25 protein-coding genes, 1 tRNA gene and 2 pseudogenes are annotated in these 26,247 nt (G+C 50.3%); 11 read left to right on the top strand and 17 right to left on the bottom strand.

Going from position 1 to position 26,247, the window contains the following annotated elements; genetic code table 11:
• Positions 1–300: 300 nt before the first annotated feature.
• The 4 genes and pseudogenes from ACFOSS_RS05010 to ACFOSS_RS04995 all read left to right on the top strand — a co-directional run.
• Positions 301–1,155 (top strand): annotated as a pseudogene (locus ACFOSS_RS05010) (YifB family Mg chelatase-like AAA ATPase); the annotation flags it as partial.
• Positions 1,156–1,311: 156 nt separating this feature from the next.
• Positions 1,312–1,509 (top strand): hypothetical protein, encoded by a 198-nt coding sequence (locus tag ACFOSS_RS05005; protein ID WP_377151017.1) that lies wholly within the window; start codon positions 1,312–1,314, stop codon positions 1,507–1,509.
• A 140-nt stretch (positions 1,510–1,649) separates the two neighbouring features.
• Positions 1,650–2,201 carry a hypothetical protein gene (locus ACFOSS_RS05000; RefSeq protein WP_377151016.1) on the top strand — a complete coding sequence of 184 codons (552 nt, stop codon included), beginning with the start codon at positions 1,650–1,652 and terminating at the stop codon, positions 2,199–2,201.
• Between the two features lie 101 nt (positions 2,202–2,302).
• Positions 2,303–4,234 carry a PAS domain S-box protein gene (locus ACFOSS_RS04995; protein WP_377151015.1) on the top strand — a complete coding sequence of 644 codons (1,932 nt, stop codon included), beginning with the start codon at positions 2,303–2,305 and terminating at the stop codon, positions 4,232–4,234.
• A gap of 56 nt (positions 4,235–4,290) precedes the next feature.
• Here ACFOSS_RS04995 and ACFOSS_RS04990 read toward each other — a convergent pair whose 3' ends face one another.
• Complete coding sequence (locus tag ACFOSS_RS04990; RefSeq protein ID WP_377151014.1) at positions 4,291–4,539, bottom strand: hypothetical protein; 249 nt, start codon at positions 4,537–4,539, stop codon at positions 4,291–4,293.
• Positions 4,540–4,695: 156 nt separating this feature from the next.
• On the opposite strand from ACFOSS_RS04990, the gene ACFOSS_RS04985 reads away from it, so the two are divergent.
• Positions 4,696–5,349, top strand: coding sequence for a metallophosphoesterase family protein (locus ACFOSS_RS04985; RefSeq protein ID WP_377151013.1), 654 nt, complete (start codon positions 4,696–4,698; stop codon positions 5,347–5,349).
• 158 nt (positions 5,350–5,507) lie between these two features.
• Positions 5,508–6,590 carry a hypothetical protein gene (locus tag ACFOSS_RS04980; RefSeq protein WP_377151012.1) on the top strand — a complete coding sequence of 361 codons (1,083 nt, stop codon included), beginning with the start codon at positions 5,508–5,510 and terminating at the stop codon, positions 6,588–6,590.
• Between the two features lie 13 nt (positions 6,591–6,603).
• On the opposite strand, the gene ACFOSS_RS04975 is transcribed toward ACFOSS_RS04980, so the two are convergent.
• From ACFOSS_RS04975 to ACFOSS_RS04960, 4 genes are all read right to left on the bottom strand, one after another.
• Positions 6,604–7,836 carry a type II restriction endonuclease gene (locus ACFOSS_RS04975; RefSeq protein WP_377151011.1) on the bottom strand — a complete coding sequence of 411 codons (1,233 nt, stop codon included), beginning with the start codon at positions 7,834–7,836 and terminating at the stop codon, positions 6,604–6,606.
• Positions 7,833–8,279: a very short patch repair endonuclease gene (locus ACFOSS_RS04970; protein ID WP_377151010.1), complete on the bottom strand. Its 447-nt coding sequence runs from the start codon at positions 8,277–8,279 to the stop codon at positions 7,833–7,835. The genes ACFOSS_RS04975 and ACFOSS_RS04970 overlap by 4 nt, the downstream gene beginning before the upstream one ends.
• A 9-nt stretch (positions 8,280–8,288) precedes the next feature.
• Positions 8,289–9,581, bottom strand: a complete 1,293-nt coding sequence (gene dcm, locus ACFOSS_RS04965) for a DNA (cytosine-5-)-methyltransferase (protein WP_377151009.1) — start codon at positions 9,579–9,581, stop codon at positions 8,289–8,291.
• Positions 9,582–9,703: 122 nt separating this feature from the next.
• A complete protein-coding gene (locus ACFOSS_RS04960; protein WP_377151008.1) occupies positions 9,704–10,099 on the bottom strand; it encodes a hypothetical protein in 396 nt (131 codons plus the stop codon).
• Positions 10,100–10,430: 331 nt separating this feature from the next.
• On the opposite strand from ACFOSS_RS04960, the gene ACFOSS_RS04955 reads away from it, so the two are divergent.
• Complete coding sequence (locus ACFOSS_RS04955) at positions 10,431–11,879, top strand: hypothetical protein (RefSeq protein WP_377151007.1); 1,449 nt, start codon at positions 10,431–10,433, stop codon at positions 11,877–11,879.
• Positions 11,880–11,972: 93 nt separating this feature from the next.
• Positions 11,973–12,431, top strand: coding sequence for a hypothetical protein (locus tag ACFOSS_RS04950; protein WP_377151006.1), 459 nt, complete (start codon positions 11,973–11,975; stop codon positions 12,429–12,431).
• On the opposite strand, the gene ACFOSS_RS04945 is transcribed toward ACFOSS_RS04950, so the two are convergent.
• The 5 genes from ACFOSS_RS04945 to ACFOSS_RS04925 form a co-directional block, all read right to left on the bottom strand.
• Positions 12,417–13,331: a hypothetical protein gene (locus tag ACFOSS_RS04945; RefSeq protein ID WP_377151005.1), complete on the bottom strand. Its 915-nt coding sequence runs from the start codon at positions 13,329–13,331 to the stop codon at positions 12,417–12,419. The genes ACFOSS_RS04950 and ACFOSS_RS04945 overlap by 15 nt on opposite strands.
• A 512-nt stretch (positions 13,332–13,843) precedes the next feature.
• Positions 13,844–14,923 carry a TniQ family protein gene (locus ACFOSS_RS04940; protein WP_377151219.1) on the bottom strand — a complete coding sequence of 360 codons (1,080 nt, stop codon included), beginning with the start codon at positions 14,921–14,923 and terminating at the stop codon, positions 13,844–13,846.
• A gap of 14 nt (positions 14,924–14,937) precedes the next feature.
• Positions 14,938–15,828 carry a TniB family NTP-binding protein gene (locus ACFOSS_RS04935; protein WP_279962178.1) on the bottom strand — a complete coding sequence of 297 codons (891 nt, stop codon included), beginning with the start codon at positions 15,826–15,828 and terminating at the stop codon, positions 14,938–14,940.
• Entirely contained in the window at positions 15,825–17,744 is a 1,920-nt protein-coding gene (locus ACFOSS_RS04930) for a Mu transposase C-terminal domain-containing protein (protein WP_377151004.1), read from the bottom strand. The genes ACFOSS_RS04935 and ACFOSS_RS04930 overlap by 4 nt, the downstream gene beginning before the upstream one ends.
• A complete protein-coding gene (locus ACFOSS_RS04925) occupies positions 17,737–18,426 on the bottom strand; it encodes a TnsA endonuclease N-terminal domain-containing protein (RefSeq protein ID WP_377151003.1) in 690 nt (229 codons plus the stop codon). Before ACFOSS_RS04925 ends, ACFOSS_RS04930 begins: the two co-directional genes overlap by 8 nt.
• A 111-nt stretch (positions 18,427–18,537) precedes the next feature.
• Here ACFOSS_RS04925 and ACFOSS_RS04920 point away from each other — a divergent pair.
• The 3 genes and pseudogenes from ACFOSS_RS04920 to ACFOSS_RS04910 form a co-directional block, all read left to right on the top strand.
• Positions 18,538–19,212, top strand: a pseudogene (locus ACFOSS_RS04920) (ATP-binding protein); the annotation flags it as partial.
• A 64-nt stretch (positions 19,213–19,276) separates the two neighbouring features.
• Positions 19,277–20,173, top strand: coding sequence for an acyltransferase (locus ACFOSS_RS04915; protein ID WP_377151001.1), 897 nt, complete (start codon positions 19,277–19,279; stop codon positions 20,171–20,173).
• A 17-nt stretch (positions 20,174–20,190) separates the two neighbouring features.
• Positions 20,191–21,153 (top strand): acyltransferase, encoded by a 963-nt coding sequence (locus ACFOSS_RS04910; RefSeq protein WP_377151000.1) that lies wholly within the window; start codon positions 20,191–20,193, stop codon positions 21,151–21,153.
• Here the strand turns inward: ACFOSS_RS04910 and ACFOSS_RS04905 are convergent.
• The 7 genes from ACFOSS_RS04905 to ACFOSS_RS04875 all read right to left on the bottom strand — a co-directional run bounded on the left by ACFOSS_RS04905 (position 21,087) and on the right by ACFOSS_RS04875 (position 26,137).
• A complete protein-coding gene (locus ACFOSS_RS04905) occupies positions 21,087–21,575 on the bottom strand; it encodes a DUF523 domain-containing protein (RefSeq protein ID WP_377150999.1) in 489 nt (162 codons plus the stop codon). The genes ACFOSS_RS04910 and ACFOSS_RS04905 overlap by 67 nt on opposite strands.
• 180 nt (positions 21,576–21,755) lie before the next feature.
• The gene (locus ACFOSS_RS04900) at positions 21,756–22,364 is read right to left on the bottom strand and encodes a thiol:disulfide interchange protein DsbA/DsbL (protein WP_377150998.1); all 609 of its coding nucleotides are present in this window, start codon (positions 22,362–22,364) and stop codon (positions 21,756–21,758) included.
• A gap of 65 nt (positions 22,365–22,429) precedes the next feature.
• Positions 22,430–23,410 carry a serine/threonine protein kinase gene (locus ACFOSS_RS04895; RefSeq protein ID WP_377150997.1) on the bottom strand — a complete coding sequence of 327 codons (981 nt, stop codon included), beginning with the start codon at positions 23,408–23,410 and terminating at the stop codon, positions 22,430–22,432.
• A gap of 28 nt (positions 23,411–23,438) precedes the next feature.
• Entirely contained in the window at positions 23,439–23,708 is a 270-nt protein-coding gene (locus tag ACFOSS_RS04890; protein ID WP_377150996.1) for a YihD family protein, read from the bottom strand.
• A 15-nt stretch (positions 23,709–23,723) separates the two neighbouring features.
• Positions 23,724–24,866 (bottom strand): diguanylate cyclase, encoded by a 1,143-nt coding sequence (locus ACFOSS_RS04885; RefSeq protein WP_377151218.1) that lies wholly within the window; start codon positions 24,864–24,866, stop codon positions 23,724–23,726.
• Positions 24,863–25,933, bottom strand: coding sequence for a squalene/phytoene synthase family protein (locus ACFOSS_RS04880; protein WP_377150995.1), 1,071 nt, complete (start codon positions 25,931–25,933; stop codon positions 24,863–24,865). Before ACFOSS_RS04880 ends, ACFOSS_RS04885 begins: the two co-directional genes overlap by 4 nt.
• 127 nt (positions 25,934–26,060) lie before the next feature.
• Positions 26,061–26,137, bottom strand: a tRNA-Asp gene (locus ACFOSS_RS04875).
• Positions 26,138–26,247 lie beyond the last annotated feature (110 nt).

The raw sequence follows: 26,247 nt of genomic DNA, 5'->3' as shown, positions 1-26,247 counted from the left end.
TGCGATCATTTCATTTCGCGTCAGCCAACCTCGCCCCGAGCGGTGGAATAATCACCACCACTAGGCCCACGATAATAATGCTGACGACGACAATAGCGCTGAACATGACGATCCTGAAAATCCTGTAATTGCCCCCCTTTTGGGCGGCGCGTGCCCTACAACTAGCACAGCGCACCAATATGCACAACACTTTTTTGTGTGACAACACACTAAAAACCGTCAGCTGACAGCCTGTTTATTGGTTCTAAACTCTACCGATTGATTGAACATTAGTTGTTTATATCGCGGAGTCGCCATTTCATGTCATTAGCTGTCGTTTTTAGTCGTGCCAGCCTGGGTGTCACGGCACCGCTGGTCAGCGTCGAAGTTCACCTCTCCAGCGGACTGCCGGCATTCGGCATTGTCGGCTTGCCAGAGGCGTCGGTGAAAGAGGCCAGAGATCGGGTGCGTAGCGCCTTGATCACCTCGCGCTTCCAGTTTCCGGCTTCGCGCATCACGGTCAACCTGGCTCCTGCCGACCTGCCTAAAGAGGGGGGACGTTTCGATGTCGCGATTGCGATCGGCATCCTCGCCGCCTCAGGACAGCTGCCATTGACACGCCTGGAGCAGTGCGAATTTCTCGGTGAACTGGCACTAACCGGCGAGATTCGGCCCATACTGGGCGCGCTACCGGCTGTGCTTGCTGCCAAAGCTGCAGGACGCGCCTTACTGCTACCACATGGCAACGCACCTGAGGCAGGACTGATTCAGGCCGCGGAAACTTATACCAGCGATCACCTGCTGGCGCTGTGTGCGTGGTTGGCAGGACAACAGACTCTGCCCCAGCCGGTACCACCACAGGAGACAACTACCGCCGGTCAATTCCCCGACCTGATGGATGTGATTGGTCAGCAAACCGGCAAACGTGCGCTGGAGATTGCGGCCAGCGGTCAACATCATCTCTTGCTGCTGGGGCCTCCGGGAACGGGAAAAAGCATGTTGGCCAGCCGTCTTCCGGGCATATTGCCGGCGATGAATGATGAAGAAGCCCAGCAAACCGCCGCTATCCACTCAATCAGTGGCCTAAACCGCCAATGGCAACAGTGGCATTTACGCCCATTTCGCAATCCTCACCATAGCGCATCATCCGTCGCGCTAGTCGGTGGTGGCTGTCATTTTTGGAAATAGATGAGACATATTGGAAATAGATGAGACAAGAGAAAATCCAGGAGCCATGTCTGGCTCCACGGCGCATTGTTCTCTGCATCTTCAGGCGTGATAATCAAAGGGCGTAACGGGTGAACATCGCCGACTAAGCTCTTCGGTGGACAGATGATCCAGATTGATAAATATCCACAACTAAAACTGATTGCCTGGAACCGGCCAACTGGCGAAGTTTCTGAGCAGGAGGCCTTTGCTCTTTATGAGCGGCAATGGCGCTTCATCGATGTCGCCACGTTGACGGATGAGGAGCGCCAACTGATTGAAAGGCTGAAGGCTGATTATGGCCATGGCGTGATGCATGTATAAGCGCCCACGCCACCAGGCTATCGTCAAAGAAGCCCTTCCTTATATAAGGAAAGAAATCGTCATCCCCGGTGCTCACATTGACACTGTCGAGCAGGCCGCTTAAAAGAGTCCTCCGGACAGCTCTTGGTGACCACTGAATCATGGAACATCACTTCAAACGGGTAGCCATCGTAGAGACCAAATGGACCATTCGGCAAAAACGCATTGCATCCTCAAGCCCTGGTGAATACCCCTTCGAGCTCGCAGAGGCAGCGAGGTACTTGCGCCTGCAACCATCCCTCTTGCGTGTTCATATGGCTAACGGAACCATGAACGGGAAGGCATTGCCTATCTGTTATCAGGCTGGCCGCCACTTCTATTTCTTACGCAAGGACTTGGATGCCTTTCTTGGCGTGAGCACTCCTACATTGGCAACGCCCAGTAGGCCTATCAAACAAATCATCGCGTTCCTGGATGGCCTTCCACTGACCAACCCGCAACGAGCACGTTTATTGGGTGTGCGGGCCGATACACTCCAGAAGCTCAGAAATAATCGGCAAAGCGGCTCCAGAACTGCTCATCTGTCAGCCTGTAAAACCTTAATGGAGTGCTGGTCAAGTATTGGAGAGCCCATCTTGGCTCGGTGGGCAGCAGGAGAAGACCTGCTGCAGGTTGTCCGGGAAGAGGCAGACCTTCATTTATTTGGTCAATAGATCACCGCGCACAGCATTTGCCAGAATGTGTATCCTCAATCGAAAGCTAATGTTTATTATGGCTATATTTATCTTCATGGCCCGAAGAAGAACCAAGCATCATGGCTTATCCAATACTCCCCGACGAAACAGAACGCTTGAATGTGCTAAATGCTCTCAACCTCTTGGATACCCCCCCAGAGGAGGTATTTGACCGCATTACCCGTTTGGTTTCGCACGTCTTGGATGTGCCAATTGCACTTGTTTCATTAATCGATGCCGATCGGCAATGGTTCAAATCTCGAGTTGGACTCGATGTGGCTGAAACACCCCGTGAGCTCGCTTTTTGCGCCCATGCCATAGCACAGACAACGCCGATGATTGTCCCCGATGCCACACAAGATATGCGCTTCATGGATAACGCCCTGGTGACAGGAAACCCGAATATTCGTTTCTATGCAGGAGTACCATTACGCAGCTCTGGCGGCTTTCCGATCGGCACGTTATGCGCTATTGACTCCAAGCCACGACAGTTAACCCGTGATGAAACCAATATCCTGCTCGACCTTGCTGCTGTTGTAAGTAAGGAAGTGCAAATGCGTGAAGCCATGCTGCTGAGTCACTCGCGGTCCGAGCAGGCCATGCAAGCGATTGAGGTTATTGAAGCCCGATTTAAAACCGTTTTTGAACGGGCAGGCGTAGGCATTGCATTGGTTGCACCGGATGGCGGATGGATACGAGTCAACGATGCGCTATGCCAAATTGTCGGTTACAGCCAAGATGAGCTCGCTAAGCTCACGTTCCAGGATATTACCCACCCCGATGATTTGGGTTCAGATTTGTCCCTGCTGCAGCAGCTAGTAAATGACGAGATAGATCGTTATCAATTGGAAAAACGCTATCTGACAAAGGCAGGCGGCACAGTTTGGATACAACTGATCGTCACCAAACAAATGAGTCCTCAAGGTGACTTGGAGTACTTCGTCTCTATCGTCAAAGATATACAAGAGCGCAAGGAAGCAGAGGAATCACTAGCTGCACTTCGCAGAGACTTGGAAACACGGGTCGAAACAAGAACAAGAGACCTGCGATTAGCCAATGAAATGTTGTCTTCCTCCATGGCCCAGCAACTTCAATCTGAACAAGAGTTACGCAAGCGCGAAGCTGAATTGCAGATGGTGCTTCAAAATGCGAACGATGCCTATGTGTGCATTGATCACAACGGGGTGATCCGTGATTGGAACCAACAAGCTGAGCACACCTTCGGTTGGAGCAGCCAGGAGGCGATCGGTCGTCGACTTGATGAAACAATTATTCCAGTCGCCATGCGCGAAGCTCATCGCTCAGGAATGAGGCATTATCTAAGCACCGGAGAACATCACGTTCTGGACCAACACATCGAGTTGACCGCAGTGCGCCGTGATGGTGTTACATTGCCCGTAGAGGTTCGTATCCGAGCTTTATCCATTGATGGGAAAACCATTTTTAGCGCGTTCTTGCATGATATTACAGAGCGCAAACAAGCTGAGGCCATACGCGAACACGAAGCAACACATGACTCATTGACAGGACTTCTTAACCGTCGTGGGATGTTTGACTTGTTATCCAAAGCAATAGCTCGCGTTAAACGGACGCAGACGTCTTTGGCGCTGCTATTTATCGACCTTGATGGTTTCAAGCAAATCAATGACACATATGGTCATGATGCAGGTGATGCCGTCTTGCGCGAAATAGCCATTCGTTTACAAGCAAACATACGGCAGACGGATACAGCCGTACGCTTAGGCGGCGATGAGTTCACGGTTATACTGGAAAACATTAAATACGGTATTCCCGATGCCAATATGTTGGCACAGAAAATACTAGAGGCAATTCAACAACCAATACGACTTGACACTGTGATCGTCACCCTCAGCGCCAGCATCGGTGTTTCGATGCATCACCCTAGTGATGAAAACTCCGCAGACCAACTGGTTAGCTCAGCCGACTCGGCAATGTACGAAGCCAAGCACGCGGGTAAAGCACAGATTTGTGGTAACAAGTCATATCCCTAATGACGCCCCCGGCAGAGACGCTGGATGATCTGGTTGTCGTAGTCATTGGGAATGGGTCATGGTGCAACCTTATTGACACGAAAAAGCAGCCAGACCAGAAAAAGAACCAGCGCATCGATAAACAACAGGAAACATGTCAGGCCAAGGCTCACCTTGGCGATAGGCTCAAATACCGCACCAACTAGGTTGAAGTAGCTAAACAGGAATACTGCGCTGTAATTGGTGATGGTCGAGAGCACTGCGAGAGCTGTCATCATCAACAATATGACAATGAGTCGAGCTGAAGTGGTTGATAAACCGCTCATGCTGGTCATCCGTGGTTTTAGCCTTCGAAGTTGATTGATGATTCTCACCCGACCTGTATATAAAGAAAATAGAACAGTTTGGCTTGCCCATGTGCAACAAAGGCAGGTCCCAGCTATCATCGGCGAACAGCCCATTCATGCATCAACGGAAACATCATGATCTTGTTTTGCGGTGACCCTCATGGGGAGTTTGAGCACATAATCCAGCGCGTTCATCAGATGAAGCCAGCTGCGGTGATCATGCTGGGAGACCTGTGCCTGTCACAATCGTTCGAGCAAACCTTCACGTCCATCCTGGGGCTGACGGACATCTGGTTCATCCATGGCAATCACGACACGGACGAAGTCAGATATCACGATCACTTGTTTGCATGCTCTGAGCGTAACCTTCATGGCCGTGTCGTCGAAATTGATGGTTTCAAGATTGCAGGCCTTGGCGGGATCTTCCGTAGCCAAGTCTGGTATCCACCTGAACCGCCTCGGTACACAGCTAAGCAGGATTTCATTACCCATTGCGGAAAAGGGAATCTCTGGCGAGGCGGCCTGCCTCGCAAGCATCGAAGTTCAATTTTTCCAGAAGACATTCAGCGCTTCGTCGGTCTCAAGGCCGATATCCTTGTTTCTCATGAGGCCCCCAGTGCCCACCCACACGGCTTTCAGACCATCGACGATCTGGCTCAATCACTCGGGGCAACGACCATCATCCATGGCCACCATCATGACCCGTTCCACTATGGCACACCAAGCCGCATCAATGTCGGACTGCGAAGCTTCATGGTATTCAATGACGTGCCTTCATTCTCAATTTGATGGCCCATTCTGACCTTGAAGTCAGTTGAGAACAAAATTGGACCGTCTTGAGTTAAAGACCATACACACTATAAGTATTTGCAAAAAAACCAGATTAAGTGAGATTATCCGCCCCTAATAACAAATGTTACAGACAGTAAAATTATCTTAGGACTGAAATGATCACACCTTGGGGAGAGCTATCCGCGCTTGATCTATCCGATCATGAGCTCGCTGCAACAATTCTCAGTGCAGACAAACATCAGCTTATCGAGGGTTTGACTGTAGAAAGCCTGTTTGATCAAATCGTTGCCAGCGTCCCGAGCATTGATCGGAATGTGATCCCCCTTGATGTCGATTCTACCGTAGTCGATACCAGACGCCCTTTCGAACGTTGGATTGTTTTCGTATGGGCAAGATCTAGAACAACAGGGCTAGGCCGCTACTTGCAAGCTCTGGAGAAAAGCGCTGTTCCATATCTTGTTGAGTATAAAAATGGTGAATTTTTAGCCACACGAATCAGCAAAGGGAAAAGGACTGAAACACCTAGGGTCCTGACCGAACTAATGCATGATTTATCTGGCGGCAAAATGACACCATTTGTCGTCGATGAGTCTGTTAGGGATAAAAAACGACAAAAATCTGCATTCTGGGGATTCATATCTGATTATTACAAGGACAGACTTGGTGACCGAGTTATACTTCCAAGAATTTTAATTAATTGTGCAATTCAACCATATTTCAGATCAGTATGGAACCTTGACAGAATATTTATTGCTGGCGATGTCGTCTGGATTTTTGAAATAAAACACAAATATCCAATCAACCAAAATCCTCTGCTGTTCGGGATTAATGATGGAGAGCTTGGAATGCTAGAGATGCTAATCAACTCTCAAATCCGGTGTCTACATACTATTCTGGTAAAACCATATTGGTCACTGAAAGCAGGTTCAATGTATCTATTTAATAATTTGGACATGAGAAACAAAGCGGCAATAATCGCCATTGTGTTGGATCAATCAGAAACAGCTCGCATTATGAAACAACCATCCAAAAAGTCAGGCTCACATACCTCACTTACTGGTGTCGATAACCAAAGCTATAAGGAAATTCCAGCCTATAAATTCACATCACTAGGTGTTCTATCAGATCCGGCTATCGAGGTTGCAAAAAAAATGACATCGGTTATGTTTGGGCTGGAGACAAATAAAGCTAAAGATGATTGGCTCCGAGGACTCCGCGTACAACATATCGGTAATTAGTGTAATCACAAGTTTATAAGGATTGCTTGGCCCTCACTAGCTCAGTAAAACTGGCAACATCCATAATCCATGATTGTTGTGCTGAAGTATAAGTTTGGTGAAGACTACGAGGCAGAACAAGCTGTAATCGTTTAGCCATCATTTCATCAGTCTGGTGAACAGAAATAGCTGTTTCAAGGGTCAACAGATGCTTCTGTTCGATTTTATCAGCTTCAACCAAGACTTGTCTCCAGCGATCCTTACACGTTGATTTAACGCCAAGCATAGTAAGTCTGAGAGGATCAAATGTTTGCGCATGATATTCAACTACACCCGGAAATAGAAAATCAGGTCTCGACTTATTTTCTGTAACTGCGGTACGTGCACAGCGAATACCATTTTCAGCAAATAAAACCTCTAGATGATTCTCAAGTGCCAAGCCCACTCGGCTTTTCCGTCTATTTTGAACCGACAAAGAAAAGGATAGGAAGCCATCAACATCAACATCTGTTTTAATTTTATTACTGAATCCTTGTGACAGACGATCTGCTATCAAAAAACGCTCAAGGGTTCTAAATAAAATTTCTTCTCGTTCCATCCACGCCATGAGAATAAGGTCTGGATCATCGTGTGGACTAAGATCGGTTAGTGTTGAACGAGCATAGGCTGAAAATTCTCTAGTTGTAGGGAAACGACCTGAAAAACGAGAAAGCATATCATCTAAATATGTATCCTCTTTTGTTTCGACAACAATACCTATATTTTCCAGAATAAACCTAGACGCGAATTCAATACGGTCTTGCTCGGTTTCAAGTTCTGATTTCACTGAAAAGCCAGGATGAACCACATCTGAAAAACCAAATAGCCACTCAATTTGACGCGATATACTTGATTCATTTTCTGCAATAATGACGAGTAAGCTTCCATCTCGTTTTTTAGCAATAACAAGAAGGTCGCCCTCACAAGCATTCATCGAAACATTTGTAGTCGGAAAATATAAATGGTACTCAGGTGCACGAGGTTTGTCTTTTCGACAGTTATACAATGTCAGAAATGCATCTTCAACAATTGGGTCAGGATCATCATCGGTCAGATAAAGAAACCGCGCCGGTAATCTGGTTTTCTCATTTGGGCACCCAAGAAACAACTGCATACTCTTTGTCGCATGGTACTCATGTTGTCTTGAGCGCGTACCATCGGCCTCTACTGCACTCAGCCTTTTGACGGCAACACCTTGGAAATATTCTGATAAATATCCTGACTTCATTTTTTTACCTCAAAGGTAGTGATATCGCTTCTAAGCCATTCAGCAAGAGGCATAAGAATTGTCTCCATATCTACCTCTGAATTACGCAAAGCACACTCCCAAACAATACCAACACGCCACCCAGCAGAGAGTAATGAATCAATAACTCTTTGATCGCGAGCTTTGTTCTGAGTGATTTTTTCATGCCAGAAATCTGGCCGTGTTTTTGGCCATTTGAACAAGCAGCACTCATGTCCATGCCAAAAACAACCATGAACAAAAATTACTGCATGATAGCGGGGGCATACAACATCTGGTTTCCCTCTCAACTCTCGAACATTAATTTTAAATCTAAATCCATGTTTGTGCAGCCAACTCCTCACCATTATCTCAGGTTTAGTATTTTTATTCCGAATACCGGACATCATCCGGCTTCGGGTTGGCCTATCTACTATGTCATTCACAAATTATTGTCATGCACTTTTGATCTGAAATGAGCACCGTTCCTGTTCTTCAGAAATCATTCTTTGAACATGAGGCACCATTAGACGAGCAACTTCCTGCATTACAGGCATGACAACACTATTTCCAAACTGTCGATATGCTTGAGTATCACTTACCGGAATTCTAAATGTATCCGGAAATCCCATCAAACGAGCACATTCGCGGGGAGTTAATCTCCGAGGGCGCTTATTCACACCCTGCCAGATCAATATCTCAGAGCCATCTTTATAGTATCGAGCTGAAAGGGTTCTAGTTACGCTATCGGGATACGCAAGTCCAAAGCCAAAACCATTTCCTGCAGCTCGATGCTTTTCCGCATATGCTTGCAAGTAATCCCAAAGCTTAGGAGTCAATGTGTATTTAGGCTGAACACACTTTTTATCTGGATCAAAAAACCGGTCATCATCCCATGGTAGATATGGTTCACTGCCGTCTGTTTTATGAAGAATGGAGCCCAGTCGAGGACCATCTACCGGTAACTGTAATTCATCCCACGAAAAATCCGTTTTCTCACGAAAGCCGACAATTATGATCCGTTCTCTATGTTGCGGAGTAAAGTGTCTTCCATCGATTATCTTATAGTGAACATCGTAATGAAGTTCATCTCTTAATGTTTGCAGGATGACCTCAAACGTATTTCCCTTGTCATGGGAAACCAAATTTTTCACATTTTCCAATAAAAATGCTTTTGGCCGCTTTGTCGCGATGATGCGTGCCACATCAAAAAATAATGTCCCTTGGGTTGTACACTCAAAACCATGAGGACGTCCCAATGAGTTTTTTTTACTGACACCAGCGATACTAAATGGTTGACAAGGGAATCCACCCAGCAAAATATCATGTTCTGGGACATTTTCAGCTGGGAATGGAACTATGTCCCCAACAAATGGGTGGTTATCTCCATAGTTCTCAGTGTAGGTTTTCTTAGAAAAATTATTCCATTCACTGGTAAAAACACATTCCCCACCGTGAGATTCAAACCCCATTCGAATCCCGCCAATGCCTGCAAAAAGATCAATAAATCGAAAGCTATTATCTTGTTGCAATAAGTTGCTTGATGGTTTTTTCAACAATTCACGTAACGCGGGCGCAAGCAAAGAGGGACAAGGGGTTTCCCCCTTCTCCCAACGTCTTATTGTCTTCGTATCTTTACCGACAAACTCTGCAACTTCACGCTGGGAAAATCGAGAGCGAGCCAGTTTTAGCAGTTCGAATGATTGGCATGTTGTCATTTTTACATCCCCAGGTATGATTGCGGACATTATGTCCTTGCATCATCCCTAACACCAGGAATTTATCAAAAAATTTTACGTGCTGGATGTAACCAAAAAATCATGCCTCATGAGTCTATGTGGTTGATCTTTTTCTAAAAAAATCAAGACCATCATTCAACGTGCCATCCTTCAGTTACCGTTCTAAATGTTGGAGAGCCTCTTTTGATCAAAACAATGTGAAGATGGTTGGTTGTATCAAACCCAATAACGATGTTGTCACCTTCTTCTGCTTGCTCCATTACCGGATTTGAATAGAAATATAGGCGATGCTCAGATCTGGTAGGGTGTGCTTCCCTCGCGTCGTACCACGTCACTTCAGCCAGACAACTCATGCCTGCACCTCTTATCGAGAAGGTCGCATTACAATGAAAACCATCTAGCCCTAGAAGCCCCTTGAGCTCTCTCACCCCGTTAAATTCATGCTGATTTGATCTCTCTGGTCTCGCTTCAACCGCAGATAGTGTTTTTATGCATGAAGCCCTAAATCTCATCGGATTATTTGCCACACCGAACTCCTTGGTAACGGATAAATACGTCAATATTATCAAAGTGTTTACGTCTGTTCTCACTCCAAAATCACAGGATTTGAGATACCAAACGCGGATACCGCAATATCCATGCCTGATACTGTAAGAATGTCATGTCAAAGAAGATCACAATATGACGACTCCATTCACAATTGAAAAGTTGGCCAATTTCGAAGGGACGTGGCGTATCGATTGGTTTGGGGATGTTGCCTACCCAGACCTCAGTAGGAGGCAATCCCAACCTTCTGTTGCCGTCCGATTTTCTCGATATCCACGTCCCCGACCGATGGGAGATGAGGATAAACGGGAGGTGTGGTTACCCATTGGATTGCTGCCATTTTTGAAAGTTGGCGACGTGTGGCAGAACGGTCAAGCAACTGGGGAGAGCACAGCCCCATCGAAAGAGACATTCCGACAACTGAATATCAACGCTGATACCGCGCAGTTTTATAAGGCAGGTGGTAAACCACGGCCCGAGAGATTCGGATTCATGCGAGCGCTGTCCTACTGGCTGCCAATTCGTTTACATCCATGGCATAGCGAACATACACATTCAAACTGCGTCATCATTGCAGACCGCCCCCGGCTACAAATCATTATTCCGTGTATGGAGCTCATTCGCTTTTACTTCGGCTCTTCAAGCTCACTTCTCTCCATGCTTTTCAGACCAACACTTAGCCGCACAGCACTGGCCAAACAGTACATAAAGCGTCCTGATGAATCCGTTTTTCTCCGCCTTGCCGATGGCATCTCGGGCGCATCCGCCGCTGATATAGCTAGAATGCTGTACTCGCCAGTGGCATGGCGTTCTGCATCATTGATTGGAAAGAGCGCTCTTTCCTGTTCAAGTCTTGGTCTACCCATCTACCCCAAATGCTGGTTTCCTTTTGACGGGGTAACAGATCTACATGTCTCCGGGCAGTGGATCAGACATGATGAATCGCAAAATGGTACTTTTATTGTTTATGAGATCCTATCCTGCTCCCATGAGTTCCCATTCAAATCCGTCCGATATGTGGCGCCAAGCAATAGCGATCGGCTTGCATCACCTTCACAAGGTAGCCAAACCCAAGCACCAACGCGCAACAGACAAAACCAGAAGACGCTCTTATTGACGGACACAGATCCGGACGAAAAAAGACAGACCAAGTTCGTACAGTTCGCCTCCCTCAACTCCAAGTTTCCAGATCTGGAACATAAAACCATTTTTAAAAATCCTAGTTTTTCTATATCCAAAGCCCAGTCCTACCCCACAGCACCACCCAGCGCATTCAGTGTTGGGTCTACTGGTAATGGGAAAGGGATCACACCTGTAGAAATTGAGGCAGGAATAGAACAGCCGACCTTCAACCCTCGGGAATTACCCGATTACTTCAGGGCTGGCCTGGATTCGTTGCAGCACGCACTTCGCTTTACGCTGATGACACCCCTAAGCCAGGCTGAATACACATTCCCCGTTCCGCTCATTCACAACAGACCCGACAATCCCTATCCCGCCTGTTTTATCCAAGATGAAAACGGGGGGATACGACGCCGCATGATGGGATGTGTGCAAGTTGACTATGCCGATAGAGCAGAAGGTGTGCTCATTCTTGAGCCTATTGGTTGCGACACTCCCGAACTGATTGCGTTCGAGCTTATCGAAGAGCTCCTGGATTTGGAGCTGATAAAGAAACAACTTCTCCGCCACTGGAAAAAGGATGAAGCACCAGACAGTGCAGATGATGAGCTCAGGCCCACTTCGGTGACTATCGGATAACCGCCTAGTGCCCTCTGCCTGAATTACTGACAGATGTCAGCAACACACAACTCTCCTAGCCTCTGTCGGTAGTGAACACGCCAGGAGACCACCATGACGCTCAACTGCTTAGGTACGCTAGCATCACCCGAACTGCTCCAACCCATTTGGAACGAAATCGACTCTCTGGATGAGCGGGAGCATTACAAGGAGGCCTACCAATACCTCCGCTTCGTCACCAAGGAGCTCACGTTGCTTCACGAAGCAACCATCGCCGTTAGCTCGCTGCTGAATGTCGCCCCTGATATGCATTGGCCCTTTGAGCAACTTCAGCGGCAGCTAGAGCAGCAATTGCAGCCTATCCGGGATAGCAGTCTGCTCCGATACATTGAAAGCCTCCGTGCCGTTTTGCAGGCAGTTCACCGGGCTCTTAGCCAAAGAGACAGTGTCGAGCTGGAAAAGCTGACCACTGAGCTGTGTGCATATCAATGCGAACAGTTGAACAGTGAAGACCTTGACCACCCAACACTCTGGGAGTTGGAGCCCGTCCAGTCATCCTCACAGCTGCATTGAACACTTGGGGATCCAGTAGGTCAGCCCTTGATAGCGAAACAGCAGTCCATCGCCATCATCCTCAAGCCCCTCGTTCGCAATCAACTGCCGGATGGCGGGGCCTGTTAACCCATGGAAATAGGCCAGGGCCGTGATGGCCCACCGCTCCTGAAACCGCCTGTTCGTCTCAGGCTTCTGAACCATCTGGGCAAGCCGCATTTCCAACGCGGCTTTAGCCTGGCTCTTGTGCTTTGTCTTCTGAATCAAAGCCATGCTCAGTTGAGAGTTCTGGCTGCGATTCAGATATGCGATGAAGCCATGCAGAGCCGCCTTCTGTCCGGGAACGAGTGACAGGTATGCAGCTACGTCTTGCTGCTCAGGAATAGAGCGCTTGGAGGTGAGGGTTTGAACAAGCAGTTTCTTGGCCGGTGTCAGAGCCAATCTCACCGAGCGCAGCGACATTTCATTTCGCATGAGTTTCGCCTGCAGATACTCGTAGTAGCCCACCAATACATCACAGGCCTGCTGGTTTGATATCCCTTGAAGAAGTCGGTTGATGCTCCTCTGCTCTGAATCATTCAATCTCGTCGCCTCATCATCAATCCACCCTCCGCTTTCCTTCAGCCAGAGAGCGGCCAGCTGATAGCGTCTCAACACCTCAGCACCAAACTCCTTCACCAATGGCTGATAACTGGTTGTTTCAATTAGCCCAGTCCTCTCCAACATCTGGAAAAAGGTCAGATACCGATCCAGGTATCGAGAAGCTTTATGCGCCCCGCTTCGCCCCAAAAGCCAACCGGAAAAAGCCTGATAATGCGGCTGAATAGAAGCGTTCAAAACATCAAGATTGAACCGGAGTCGCTGCTCATAAACCTGATGCCAATAACACTCTGCGCAACAATCACCGCGACCGGCAGGCATAGGCTTCCCGCATTTTGGACAGGCAATCGTTCCTTGCTCCAGGCACTTGGAACATAAGCGTTTACCATCCGGGGCAACCCGTAATCGCCGTGATCGACCGCATGCCTGACAACACCCGTGGTCGGCCCGAGCACAGCGAGGACAAACCGGCTCATCAAAACCAAGCCGCGTTACCCGTGACAGATGGTGCGACATCGCGCCGCAGCGGCTGCAAGGCTTCTGCTCAGAAAAATATCGCGCACAGGCATTACAAACCGGACCGTACTCACTCAATAGTCCGATCCGGTAATCCACCTTACCGCACCGGACACACGGCTGGCGCTTCTGGCAATTCGAGCAAATCGCATCTGGGTGTCGCGCCGGTAACCTGGCCAGCTCCCCACATTGCGGACATGGCTTGGGTTTAAACTCCCGCGCATAGCACGTTCCGCAATAGTGCTCCTGTTTATAGACCTTATGAGCTCGCTCTATCTGTCGTCCACAACCAAAACACTCGCGAATGTCAGCACCTGTCATGGCAAGAGCCCTTGTCGGCGTAGCAGGCGAGCCCATTCATAACGCACGACCGCCTTCGACTTTGGGCGCTGAGAAGGAGCTCTGGGACATAGATTCTTTCTCTTGGCCGGGGTTTCCGGTAGCTGGTGCAGCCACGCCATCAGATCCTCGGGACATGAGCTATCTCTGTCGATCAATGTATTGCGAGACACCCCTGAGCGTTTGAGCAGAGCCATGAGCTCGTCACTACCAAGAGACAACATATGACCAACAGCCGCGAACAATGGCGCTCGTTGATCGGCAGGCAGCAGCTCAATAGTGAATCTGGTTGGAGGTTGTTGGATCGATGCCAAATCAATCCCTGCTGATTGGACAAAGTCGATCATATGAGAGTGTGAGTTGGTATGTCTGGCCACAGAGCGCCGGAGCAAATTCAACAGCATCTTCGTGAGGGCAAACCAGCCAACCGAGGACATCGAGTTGGATCCCCAATCAACTGAGCCACGCTCGAATACGCGAGTCGCCATATCCTGAAAAGCAAGCTGATGGGGACTGGCCTGCGGCGGCACCAGACTTCGCAAATCAAACCCACAGGAGAAACAGATCCCGATGTGAGGAGCCTGAGCACAGATGCGATGGAACTGGATGGGGGTATGGCAGCGTGGGCAGTTGGCAATCAGCCCACATTGATGCAAAGGACAGCAGGTATGCCAAGACAGTCGCCACGGCCAACGAAAGTAAGGCTCAGATGTGCGTAAACACGATGGGCAACACTGCACACCCATTTTGTGCTGGCGATTACGACTCCCCATCGCTATCACCCAGGGCAACAGTGCAGGTGCCTGGCCGTTGGGGAAAACGACACCTTCAAGGTGAGGAACCAGGGTCATTCCACCGATCTCATCAGTAGTGAGCCCAGAGGACATGGACAAACTCGCTAACCGATTGCCGTCCAAACGGCGATCTATGTCCATCGTCCATGCCCGCCAATCCGGCCAGAGTGACGAGGTCATCGATAGGGGCTCGCATCCATGGGCTAACGCCGCCCTGACAAGCCAGGATGACAGCAGCTCGTCCGGGAGTGGATAGACTGGCACCGGCCATTTGAATGTCACCGGATAGTCTCTCGCTGCCCGCTCGTCGGGCGAAGCCACATGTGTTTTTCTATCTGCGACTTATCCACTTTTTCTGAGCCATCTTTAATAGCTGCTGCGGCACAGGTAGCGAGTAACCGCTGCAAGTTCCCCAGGTTACCGCCCGAGATAGAATGCAGGAGCTGGATGCTCTCCGCGCTACGCAACATGGAAGGGTGTTTCAGTGGCAGTATTCGTTCAAAGCTTGCCACGAGCTTGGCAAAGTTGGCGTCCATCTCCCAGGAAGGCAATCGCTGAACATCAAAGCGACTGGCATGTTGGGGATCGGTATGCAGAACACGAACAGCCTCTGTCGTTCCGACCGCCACAATCGGGATCATGAGTTCATTACACATCAATTTGATGGCATTCATGATTTCGCGTTGCTTGATAGCTGAGCCCGCCAGTAGTGAGTGGAACTCATCGATGATCAGCATCTTGACCCGACAAGCACGACACAGGTGGATAACCTGATAGCGCAATTTGACCGTTGGGTCGGAGATTCGATAGGGCGTAAAGAACCGCTCCAGGATGGAAACATACAGCCCTTTTTCATCAGCCGTTGGTGGTGCCTCGGCCAAAATTACCGGTTTGAATCCTTCCGGATCTGCATCTTCAAACGCCGTGTAATACTGCTCATGGAAGTGCCGCACAATGGTGGTTTTACCGTTGTTTGGCTCACCAACCAGAAGCAGATTTATCATTCTGGGCTTTTGGGGTTGCTCGATGAGTTCATTCAGGGTTGCCAAGATCTGATTGGCTGCCGGATAACCAATCCATCTTGGTTGATGGATAAAGGCTATTCGCTCCTGATCGGACAACGCCATGACGTGCCGGAAGTCCGGATGAAGATGGGCATACTCCGTCATGAAATGTCCTCATCGTTGAATGGTTCGATGTTATCGAAATCAATCGCCAACAGATTTGGCTTGGCTGGTTCAGATACTGGGGCTGCTGGAAGAGGAGCCGCTGGTGTAATGCCCTTCTCGTGCTCCCGGCGACGCTGTGATTGCCTGCGGGCTTTCTTGGTCGAGACCTTCGACTCCTCGACCAATTCGCGCAGCTGAGTGATGGTATTGAGGATCTGCGTCTCGGTCGGAGATGAGTATCCGTCATCCCGCAGACGCTTCCTGATTTGCTGATACTCCCAGACGCTCATTGGCGGTAGGGACTGGTCAGCGAGAGGCACTTTAAAATACTGCTTCAATTCCGGATCGAAGAACCACACATAGGATATGTCTCTCGGATCACGCCGAAAGGTGAGCTGCTTCTTCTGGCCGGTTTCCGCATCGGTTGCGTTAAGCCAGTACCGTAACGTGTCTGCGAAATAAGTTAGCCCTTCGATGGCGACGCCTGAAATCTGCACTGTCCGGCTGAACGATGGCAAGAAATCGAGCAGGATGGTCATGCGATCTTCTGGTCTGGGCGGATATCCGATCCCGTCAACCTCATGGTTTCCGTTTATCCCAATCTCCCATTTGGTCATGGGGCTCATACCAATACCCGCATGGTAGCGCTTGTGATAAATGTTGCAGATGAACGTGACGATCCATTTCTCAAGCTCGCCTTTGGTCATGACGGCCTGCTTCTCGGAGTCATAGTCTTTCCGCTCCCGAATATTAGAGAACGTCGTACCAGGCAGATCATGCAACTCCTTGACCACCGTGCCGATGATCCGCTCGATATGTCCGCCGTACCGGGGTTGCTTGACGGGTCTGAAGCTCAGATGAATTCCATGCATCTGACATGACCGGCTGAAATTGAAAGAGCGGAAGTCTGCTCCGTTATCCACATGGATCGTATGAGGGAAGCCCCAGACCGGCCAACTGCCCTCAACCTTGTGCAACGTCATCCAATCCTCTTTGGGCAAGATGGAATGGGCCACACACATAGCAACTGAGGTTTCAGAGGGAGGGTCGAACGAGAGGTAATACCCCGTAATCATCCGGCTATAAACGTCCATAGCCAAGGTGATCCAGGGGCGACCAATCGGTTTACGGTGAACGTCATCAACCAGGATGATGTCGGCCGGCGTATGGTCAATTTGAATGACAGCCAAAGGGTAATCTGCACCAGGGAAACGCCCTGGTGCTGCAGTGAATTTGTTTTTGGCCTTTTCCCGAAACCCTCGCTTACGCAACTGCTCCCGCTCCGAGACCTGCAGGACTCTCGCCCTGATCGCCGAAGCGCCTGGACGCGGGATATTGCGGAGTTGGCATAACCGGAAAACCTCTATGACGGTTTTCTGGATACGCGAGCGTTGGATCGTGAGATAGAAAGACTGGATGACCTCATCGATGAGCGCTTCTTGTTGGTTGGAGAGCCTGGAGTTACCAGCTCGCCATCCACGATTCATCGGGATCAAGCTGGAAAGTGCTTCAACAGCGCGGTAACGGGATAACCAGCGATACAGCGTTGCAGGGCTCATACCTAATTCTTCCGCCCGTTGCGTGACTTCCCCTCGGCCAACAGGCTGTCCCAAGGACAGCAGTGGCTTAATTGCTTCATATCGCTCTGTCGCAACCTTCCAATCTTTATCCTCGATACCATCCAGATCGACCGGATGGTCAAGACGGGCAACGACTGATGCCGAGACCGATGAAAGTTCGCTGATCCGCAGCGGCTTACAACGTCCAGACTCCACGTTCTTACCCAAGAGGCTTTCAAAGTCGATGTGGTGAATGATCCGGTAAACCATGCCCTCATGTTCAACAAATTGCCCGACATCGAGATTTAGGCGTTTGCGCTGGGGAACAACACTGTCATTGGCCTTGTTATCACTCATGGCTGGGCACCCAGAAAATGGTTGTCCTATCGAGGGACTTGGAGATATCACAGTCAATTAGTCGCATGGCCAGCAGGTGCCAAGCCATCACTGTCCATGCTCTATGGTCATCCTCGGCCACCGAACAACAGGAAAACAAAGCAGGCAGCGTAGAAGGCCCTTCAGACCGCAAAGCATGCATGAGGGTATCTGATTGCTTGGGTCTCTCGGAGAGCCGCTTATAGCGCTCCAGGAAGCGAATGTTGTCCAGCACCTGGTCCCGTATCCGGGACTCGTCAAATATCCGGAACGACCAGCCCTGCTGTTGGGCAAACCGCCTTGCGGCTTTCCACTTGGCCGACCAGCGCCGCCAATTCTCTTTCCAGAGAGCCTGGGGTTTCACCTCCACCAGTACCCGCTGGATAGTCGAGCCATGAGGCCCACGCAGTGACATCAAGAAATCGGGGGTGTAGGTGTAGGAGCGGCCATTATCGGCAACGAAGGGGATTTCGACGGGCTGAGGAATGATTTCGAGAACATTGAGGAAGAATTCGTGGCGGATGAGAAAGTCGCGCTCCAGCGTTGACTCATACTGGATGGCTTGTCCGCCTCGGAATGGGTAGCTGCCGGAGACGCTTCGGCGTGTGGGGCCAATCTTGCGGACTTGTTGCACCAAAACCTTGTCGCAGCTATTTCCACTCAAACTAGACCTCGTCTCAGCTATTTGCAAAAAAGCGTCTCATCTATTTCGATAAAAATAGCCGTAACTCATTGATCTACTGTTTGACCTGTCTCACTTATTTCGAAAAATGACAGTGGCAGCCATCCCAAACCTGGAGAGATTTCATTGGCGCACAATGGTGTGTTGTTTCTTGATGAATTACCCGAATTCGAACGCAAGGTTCTCGACTGTCTGCGGGAACCGCTGGAAAGCGGGCAAATCACCATTTCCCGCGCGGCGCGACAGGTCGACTTCCCCGCTCGCTTTCAGCTGGTGGCAGCGATGAATCCCAGCCCCTGTGGCTATGTTGACGGTCAGACCCGTCGCTCAACCCCTGACCAGATACTCCGCTACCTGAGCCGGCTTTCAGGTCCATTTCTCGATCGCTTTGACTTGACTGTCGATATCCCGCTTTTGCCCCCGGGTGCACTCAGCAAACCGCCTGAGCGTGGCGAACGCAGTGCGGATGTTGCACAGCGCGTGCTCGCGACGCGCGAACGCCAGTTGGCACGCTGTGGCAAACTGAATGCCCATCTCGATAGCCGCGATATCGAAACCTACTGCCCGTTATCGGATGCTGATGCACTCTTCCTTGAACAAGCCATCCAGAAGTTGGCGCTGTCACTGCGGGCATGGCATAAAATCCTGCGCGTCGCACGTACGCTGGCAGACATGGCTGGGGAGGCCACCATTGAACGCCAGCACTTGGCTGAAGCGTTACATTACCGGGCAATGGATCGCCTGCTGCAACGCCTGCAGTCACTGTAATATGGTTTGCGAAAAAACCGCTTGATATCATGGTCGGAGCTCTGACCAATCCGGGTGTCTGCCGATGTTGACCTTACTGATCCCATGTGTGCGGGGATGCTGCAGCCTATTGCTGATCTTGGTGAATACACTGTTCTGGTTCTTGCCGATTCTGCTGCTCTCGTGCGTGAAGCTGCTGCCCATTCATGCATGTCGTCGACGGTGTAACCAACTGCTAAATGGCTGTGCTAACGGCTGGATCGGTAACAACAACCTAATCCAACGACTTTTGCGCCTTGGCCGTCTGAATGTGGTCGGAGTGGACAATTTGTCAAAAAAAGAATGGTATATGGTGATCGCGAATCACCAGTCGTGGGTTGATATTCTGGTGTTGCAACGCGTTTTCCACCGACGAATTCCTTTTTTGAAATTTTTCCTCAAAAAAGAGCTGATATGGGTGCCGTTTCTCGGCATTGCGTGGTGGGCGCTGGATTTTCCATTCATGCGCCGTTATTCAACACGATTCCTGCAAAAGCACCCTCATCTACGAGGGAAGGATATCGAGACGACCCGTCGCGCCTGTGAGAAGTATCGACAGATACCGGTCAGCATAATGAACTTCGTTGAGGGCACGCGCTTCAGTGACCACAAGCAACGGCATCAGCAGTCACCGTTTCGGCACTTGTTGAAACCACGCGCCGGCGGATTGGCATTCACGCTGGGTGCCATGCGCGATCACCTGCATCATCTGTTGGACGTAACCATCTGTTATCCGAAAGGCGTACCCACATTTTGGGATTTCATCTGCGGTAAGGTGCGAGAAATCCACGTGAAAATTGAGCAACTCCCCATCAATGAGCAGTTGAAGGGTGATTATTTTAACAATGCGTCATTCCAGCATGGTTTCCAGCAGTGGCTGAACGATCGTTGGCAAGCCAAGGATCGTCAGCTGGATGAGTGGTTGACCCGGGATACGTCATAACAAGCAACTAATACGATATGCTGTCATTCTTGCCCTGCCCCCTGATTGTCATACTGAGCATCACGTTAACCATCTTCAATCTTGCATTCTGGTCTTTGCTGATCACAGTGTTTTCACTGGTGAAACTGTTACTGCCACTGCAAGCCTGGCGCCTGGCGTGCAGCCGGCTGAACAACCGGTTTATGCAAGGCTGGTTGCTCGGCAATGCCATGGTGATGCGTTTGGCAAATCGGATGGAATGGGACATTGTCGATAACAGTCACCTCAATCCCGATGGCTGGCACCTGATTATCTGCAATCATCTGAGTTGGACCGATATCGTTATTCTGGGTGATCTGTTCCGCGCCAGGCTACCGGCACCGAAGTTCTTTCTGAAATACGAATTGCTCTACGTGCCCTTTGTGGGCCTCGCCTGTTGGGGACTGGACATGCCTTTCATGCGACGCTATAGCCGTGAATATCTGCTCAAACACCCGGAGCGCAGGGGCAAGGATGTTGAAACTACCCGCGCTGCTTGTGCCAAATTTGCCCATCTGCCCACCACCGTTATCAATTTTGTTGAAGGCACCCGGTTCACCCCACAAAAAGCCCGTCAGAGTCGATCCACGTTCCAATACCTGATGCCCCCCAAGGCCGCAGGTCTATCGTTGGCACTGGCTGGTTTAGGCGAACAATTTGAGAAAATTGTTAATGTCACGCTGGATTATCCAGACTGTTCGGGACATCCATTTCGAGATCTACTATGCGGCCGGATAAGTCGCATTCGAGTTCGAATCGACGAAATTGCGATTACGCCCGACCTGCGAGGTGACTATGTCAATGACAAGCAATTCAAACGTCAGTTCCAGCTTTGGCTGAACGACGTATGGCAACAAAAGGATGCTCACCTGGTGCAGATGAAAGAACAAGAGGCTCAACCAAGCGCCGCATCAAACCGGGCCAACTGTGCCTCGAGCTCAGATAATTCGAATTCCGAATAGACAGATATGCCGTGACGGCGAAGCAGGGCTGCTGTTACGCCTTCACCAGCGATCAGCTGTCCACGGAACCGGCCATCATAGATTTGGTGATTGCCACAGGATGGGCTGCGCGCTTTTAGCAGGGCCAAGCGAATGCCGTGCTGTAGACACAAGGTCAATGCCTGAGCGGCCCCTCGCCTGAAAGCGTCGGTGACATCTTCCCCGCTGCGGGTCAGAATCTGGCCATTGGCCTGGAGCTCCGCGGCAGGTCGCGGCACTGGCAATCCGCCTGCCACTTCAGGGCAATAGCTGAACACGCGCCCCTGCTCTTGCCAGCGCAACAAGACACTACTGTGTATGGCCTGCGCCCTGCCGTCGTAGCGCACCGGCTGCCCCAGCAGGCAAGCACTGACCAGAATCGGGGTACATGGCAACATGCTCATGGGGCTATGACTCCTTTATGACCAAGAAACCTAGCAGGCCTGAAGTGATGGATACGCAGCGAACTCAAGGCTGTCTGGCAAACATCACACAGGCCACAACAGCGAGTTATATGTCCACAACACACCTTGTCAGACAAAATAAAAAAGGGAGCCAGGCTCCCTCTTATCAACTCCGCTTGCTTAGTCTTTTTTCGCCAGCAGGAATTTTATCAACTCTTGATACTCTTCTGCGCTTTTCAGCGATTCAGACTTAATCAGATAGCGGCCATTGATGACGGTGGCCGGAACGCCCTGAATTTGCATCGTTGCGGTATTACGATCAAATTGGGCCACCTCACCAGTGACAGCAAAGCTGTCGACCGTGCCGGTATAATCAGCAGCGGGAATGCCTGCCGTAACAAACATCGCCTGCACGTCATCACGACTTTGCGGCATGTTGCGATCAACCTGGATGGTCTTGAAGGCCACCGGGCTAAATTTCTCTTCGACTCCCAGCAGTCTGGCAACAGCGAATGCACGCTGCATTTCCGGACCCATCTTGCCCCCCAAAAACTGAACAGGGTTTCGCTTGAACTCAACACCCTCAGGGAGATTCTTTTTCACTTCCGCGATAATGGGTTCAAAGTGGTAACAATGAGGGCAATAATATGAGAAGAACTCCATCACCTCTGGCTTGGCCGTTGCCGCTTCCCTCACGACTTGATAATGCACCCCTTCTTTGAATAGAGGAGCGGCCTGCACCAGCGAAGTCATTAGCAGACCAGCCAGCAACATCATGATTTTCTTCATTGCTTTTCCTGTTAATTCTTAGTTTGCCAACCGGAATGGTCAGCTCCGCAGCACAGACTATTCAGTCAGTGATAACTCGTCAATGAAATCGGTGGGGCTTTCAGGCGGTCGCGTTGTTCTGTCAGTAATCGATATTGATCGACCCAAAACGCCTCGGTCGCAAACCAGGGAAAAGCCAGCGGGAAGGCTGGATCGTTCCAACGCTGACTAATCCAGCCAAGCTGGGACAGCATTCGCGCCGTGCGTAATGGTTCTAGCAACGCCAACTGCCGACGGTCAAAAGCCATGAACTCTTCATAGCCGGTGATCAGTGCATCCAGTTGCAGTCGCTGTTCAGCTTCATCTCCAGATAACAACATCCACATATCCTGCATTGCAGGCCCCATGCGACAATCATCAAGATCAACCAGCAAGGGACCATCGCGCCACAGGATATTGCCAAGATGGCAATCCCCATGCAGCGCCAGCTGTGGCCAAGCCTGAGACAATGGGCCTTTGAGAAGTTGGGCCAGCTCAGCCAGAAGATGCGCAAACTCAGTTTGCATCGCCACAGGCCAGCGAGGATTGCGCACCAATACCTCAATTGGACTCAATACCCACAGCGCATGAGAAAAATGCCCCCGAGCAGGCAGTGCATACCCTGAAACACTGGCATGCCAGAGCCCCAACTGGTGACCAACGGCCTCAAGCTGGTCGAGATTATCGGGCTCAATATGCCGCCCACCCATACTGGGCCAAACCGCAAACGCATAGCCTGCAAATTCATGTAGCGATCGCCCCTGAATCACCTCTGGCACCACCACCGAGACCTCAGATGCCGCGAGATGAAATGCCAATCCATGTTCTTCACGCAACTGTGCAACGGTCCAGCGTTCGGGGCGATAGAACTTGGCGATATAGCGCTGACCATTTTCGATGCGAAATTGATAAACACGGTTCTCATAGCTATTGAGCGCCGTTAAACCCGAATCCAGATACAAACCAACCGATGCCAGCGCATCCAGTATCAACTCCGGCATCAGGGTATCAAAATGAAATGCACTCATGCTCGGCCCTCTCGCCATGGAGTGGTACTTAGTCTTTGATAATGCCACGAGCACGTAGCAGTGCTTCCTTAAAATCAGGCACACAATCTTTAGCTAGACCCGGGATCATCTCTTGGCTGCCTTTGCTGCGCATTTTCAGTTGATAGATCAAGACATCATCACTGAGCTCTCTCAATGGCTGTGAAAAACCGGCCTCGTTGGCAATCTTGTCCAGAAAAGCCATTAAACTCAAATCCTGATCTGCCAGCCATTCTTGCTGCAACAGCTCCATTAATTCTTCGATACGATGACACTGCATAGGAATACTCCAATATTAATCGGCGATAACAATACGGTTTCGCCCCTGTCGTTTAGCACGATACAGGGCTACGTCAGCACGCTCAACCAGCTCGGATGCGTCATTACTCATGTCCGGAGTCACGGCAGCAACGCCTACACTACAGGTAACAACCTTAGCTACAGTAGACGCAAGATGAGGGATCTGACTGGCTTGCAGGGATTGCTGAATTCGCTGCGCCATCTGTCGAGCCCCCTCCAACCCGGTATAGGGCAGCAGGACAACAAACTCCTCTCCACCATACCGTGCAGCAAGATCTTCCTCTCGACGTAACACCGATTGAATCAGGGCCCCGACACGTCGCAGACATTCATCCCCGGCCTGATGACCGTACTTGTCGTTGAACTGCTTGAAATGGTCAACATCAATCAATAGTAAGGACAAGGGTGATACAGCTCGCGAACAACGGCGCCAATACGTACGTAACTGCTGATCAAAATGCCCACGGTTCGCCAGTTCCGTAAGTCCGTCCGATTGAGAGGCAATGCGCAAGGTCTCGGTTGTACGCTTGAGCTTGCGGGCCATAGCGGCATGGGCATAACGATCCGCCAGATCTGCCAATTGCCAGTGCAGGACATGCCGTCGCGCCAGTGACGCAAACAGCAGACAAAAAAGCACCACTGCTATCAATAGATTACGGCTTGGTGAAAGCTCAGTTGATAGTTCAAGCAAAATGACTGCAGCAATTGGCACCACGGTAGCGTAAAAGCAACGGGCACTATTGAGCAATAACACACCAGATGCCGAGATATACATGCAGGAAAGCAGTAACATCAACATACGCTCTATATCTGGTAACCGGCTCATGAAGAAGATCAGCCCCATACACCAAACAATCGCGCTACAAGTAGAGCCAATAAAGTACTCGTACTCCAGTCGACGGATCGAGGTTGAGCGACGTGTGCGCCGCCACCATAGATGAGTAGTCCGTCCGGCGAGGATAATCACACTGCTGACTAACCAGGCATGCCACAGAGGACTTAACACGTAAGGACCCGAGGTCCAGATAGCCAATAGGGTGATCAGGAACAGAGCCGGCATGGAATAGCTGCCGTTGGCATACAGATACGAAATCTGGGCGCGACGCACCTTGAGCTGAATTCGCGGATAGCCAATCATCTGCAAGGATCTGTCTCCTCATTTTGCCAATGAGAGACCTCATGCCACAATGTTGCCGGATCACGCTGTTGGAGCGGTAACTTCATTTGCCAACGTGAAAAATACCGTCGCAACAAAGTATTTGAGTAACCCAGTAACCGACACGCCAGTACGATACGTCGCACCTGCCGACGAGTGATTTTGACTTCAGATGCAGCGCGAAAGTCCGGTTGCGCATGAATACGCTGCAACGTAGCAAACGCCATCGCAATAGCAATCAGACAAAACTGTCGCATACCTTGCTCGCGTCGTGGCAACAGTAAGCAAAACTGCAGCGCATCCTGCAAGTGGCCATGGGCCAATGCCAATTGCTGACACAGTACAGCTGACTGCCGTTCCAGAGCGGCAGAGGACAGGTTTTCAACCGTCAGACCTTGTTGAGTCAGACAACTCAATGGTAACCAGCAGACCCCTCGGGAAGCATCCTCGTGCAAATCCTTAAGAATATTGGTTAACTGCAAACCTTCACCAAAAGAGACAGACAACTCAAGGAGCCGATCTCGCAACGGAAGCAACGTTGGAACATAGACACAAAACAGATCCGTCAGTAATTCACCAACGACACCCGCTACTGCATAACAGTAACGATCCAGCGCCAATTGATCCGGATTAGTCTGTTGATGCTGCTGCGCCACCATTCCGGCCCCCATAATGCGCACGCCGCGCAACAATATATTCCGCACATTGTCAGGGTAGGTCCGATAACGCGCCAGAACAGCCGGAATATCTGCAAGTAGACTAAGCTCGGCCGGGCGGGTGGCTGGATGTAGCTGCGAGGTTAACCCATGCGCCCACAGGCTAGCATCGTCGTTATCTGAGGCTAAAAACTGCAGGAATTGATGTATCAGAAGGCATTTGTGATTGGGGTTTAGAGCCGGATCATCCTCTAGGGTATCGACTATACGGCACAGCAGATAGGCATGACCAACCCAATCTGCCAACAGCGGCGGCAACAGAGGAATGGTTAATGCAAACGAACGAGATACATGCTGCAGATGTTGCATCTGCTGCTCTAGGGTCAATATCATGCCGCCACTCTCCGCAAACCTGATGCCAGTCTAGCATCAGAGCCTGTAAGGCAATACCATCCCCAGCCGATTCTGTGGACAACGCAAAGCAAAAAGCCCAGACTTCCGTCTGGGCTTTGCTGTGTAGTGGCGGAACGGACGGGACTCGAACCCGCGACCCCCTGCGTGACAGGCAGGTATTCTAACCAACTGAACTACCGCTCCGCGTTTCTCGTCGCGCCTTGAGATGACTTGTCATCCCGCGCTTATTGGGAGCCTGGCAGTGTCCTACTCTCGCATGGCGAATGCCACACTACCATCGGCGCTACAGCGTT

Origin of the sequence: Pseudaeromonas sharmana (assembly GCF_042649925.1) — a bacterium.
Classification (GTDB): domain Bacteria; phylum Pseudomonadota; class Gammaproteobacteria; order Enterobacterales; family Aeromonadaceae; genus Pseudaeromonas; species Pseudaeromonas sharmana.
This window is presented reverse-complemented; position numbering and strand designations above follow the sequence as displayed.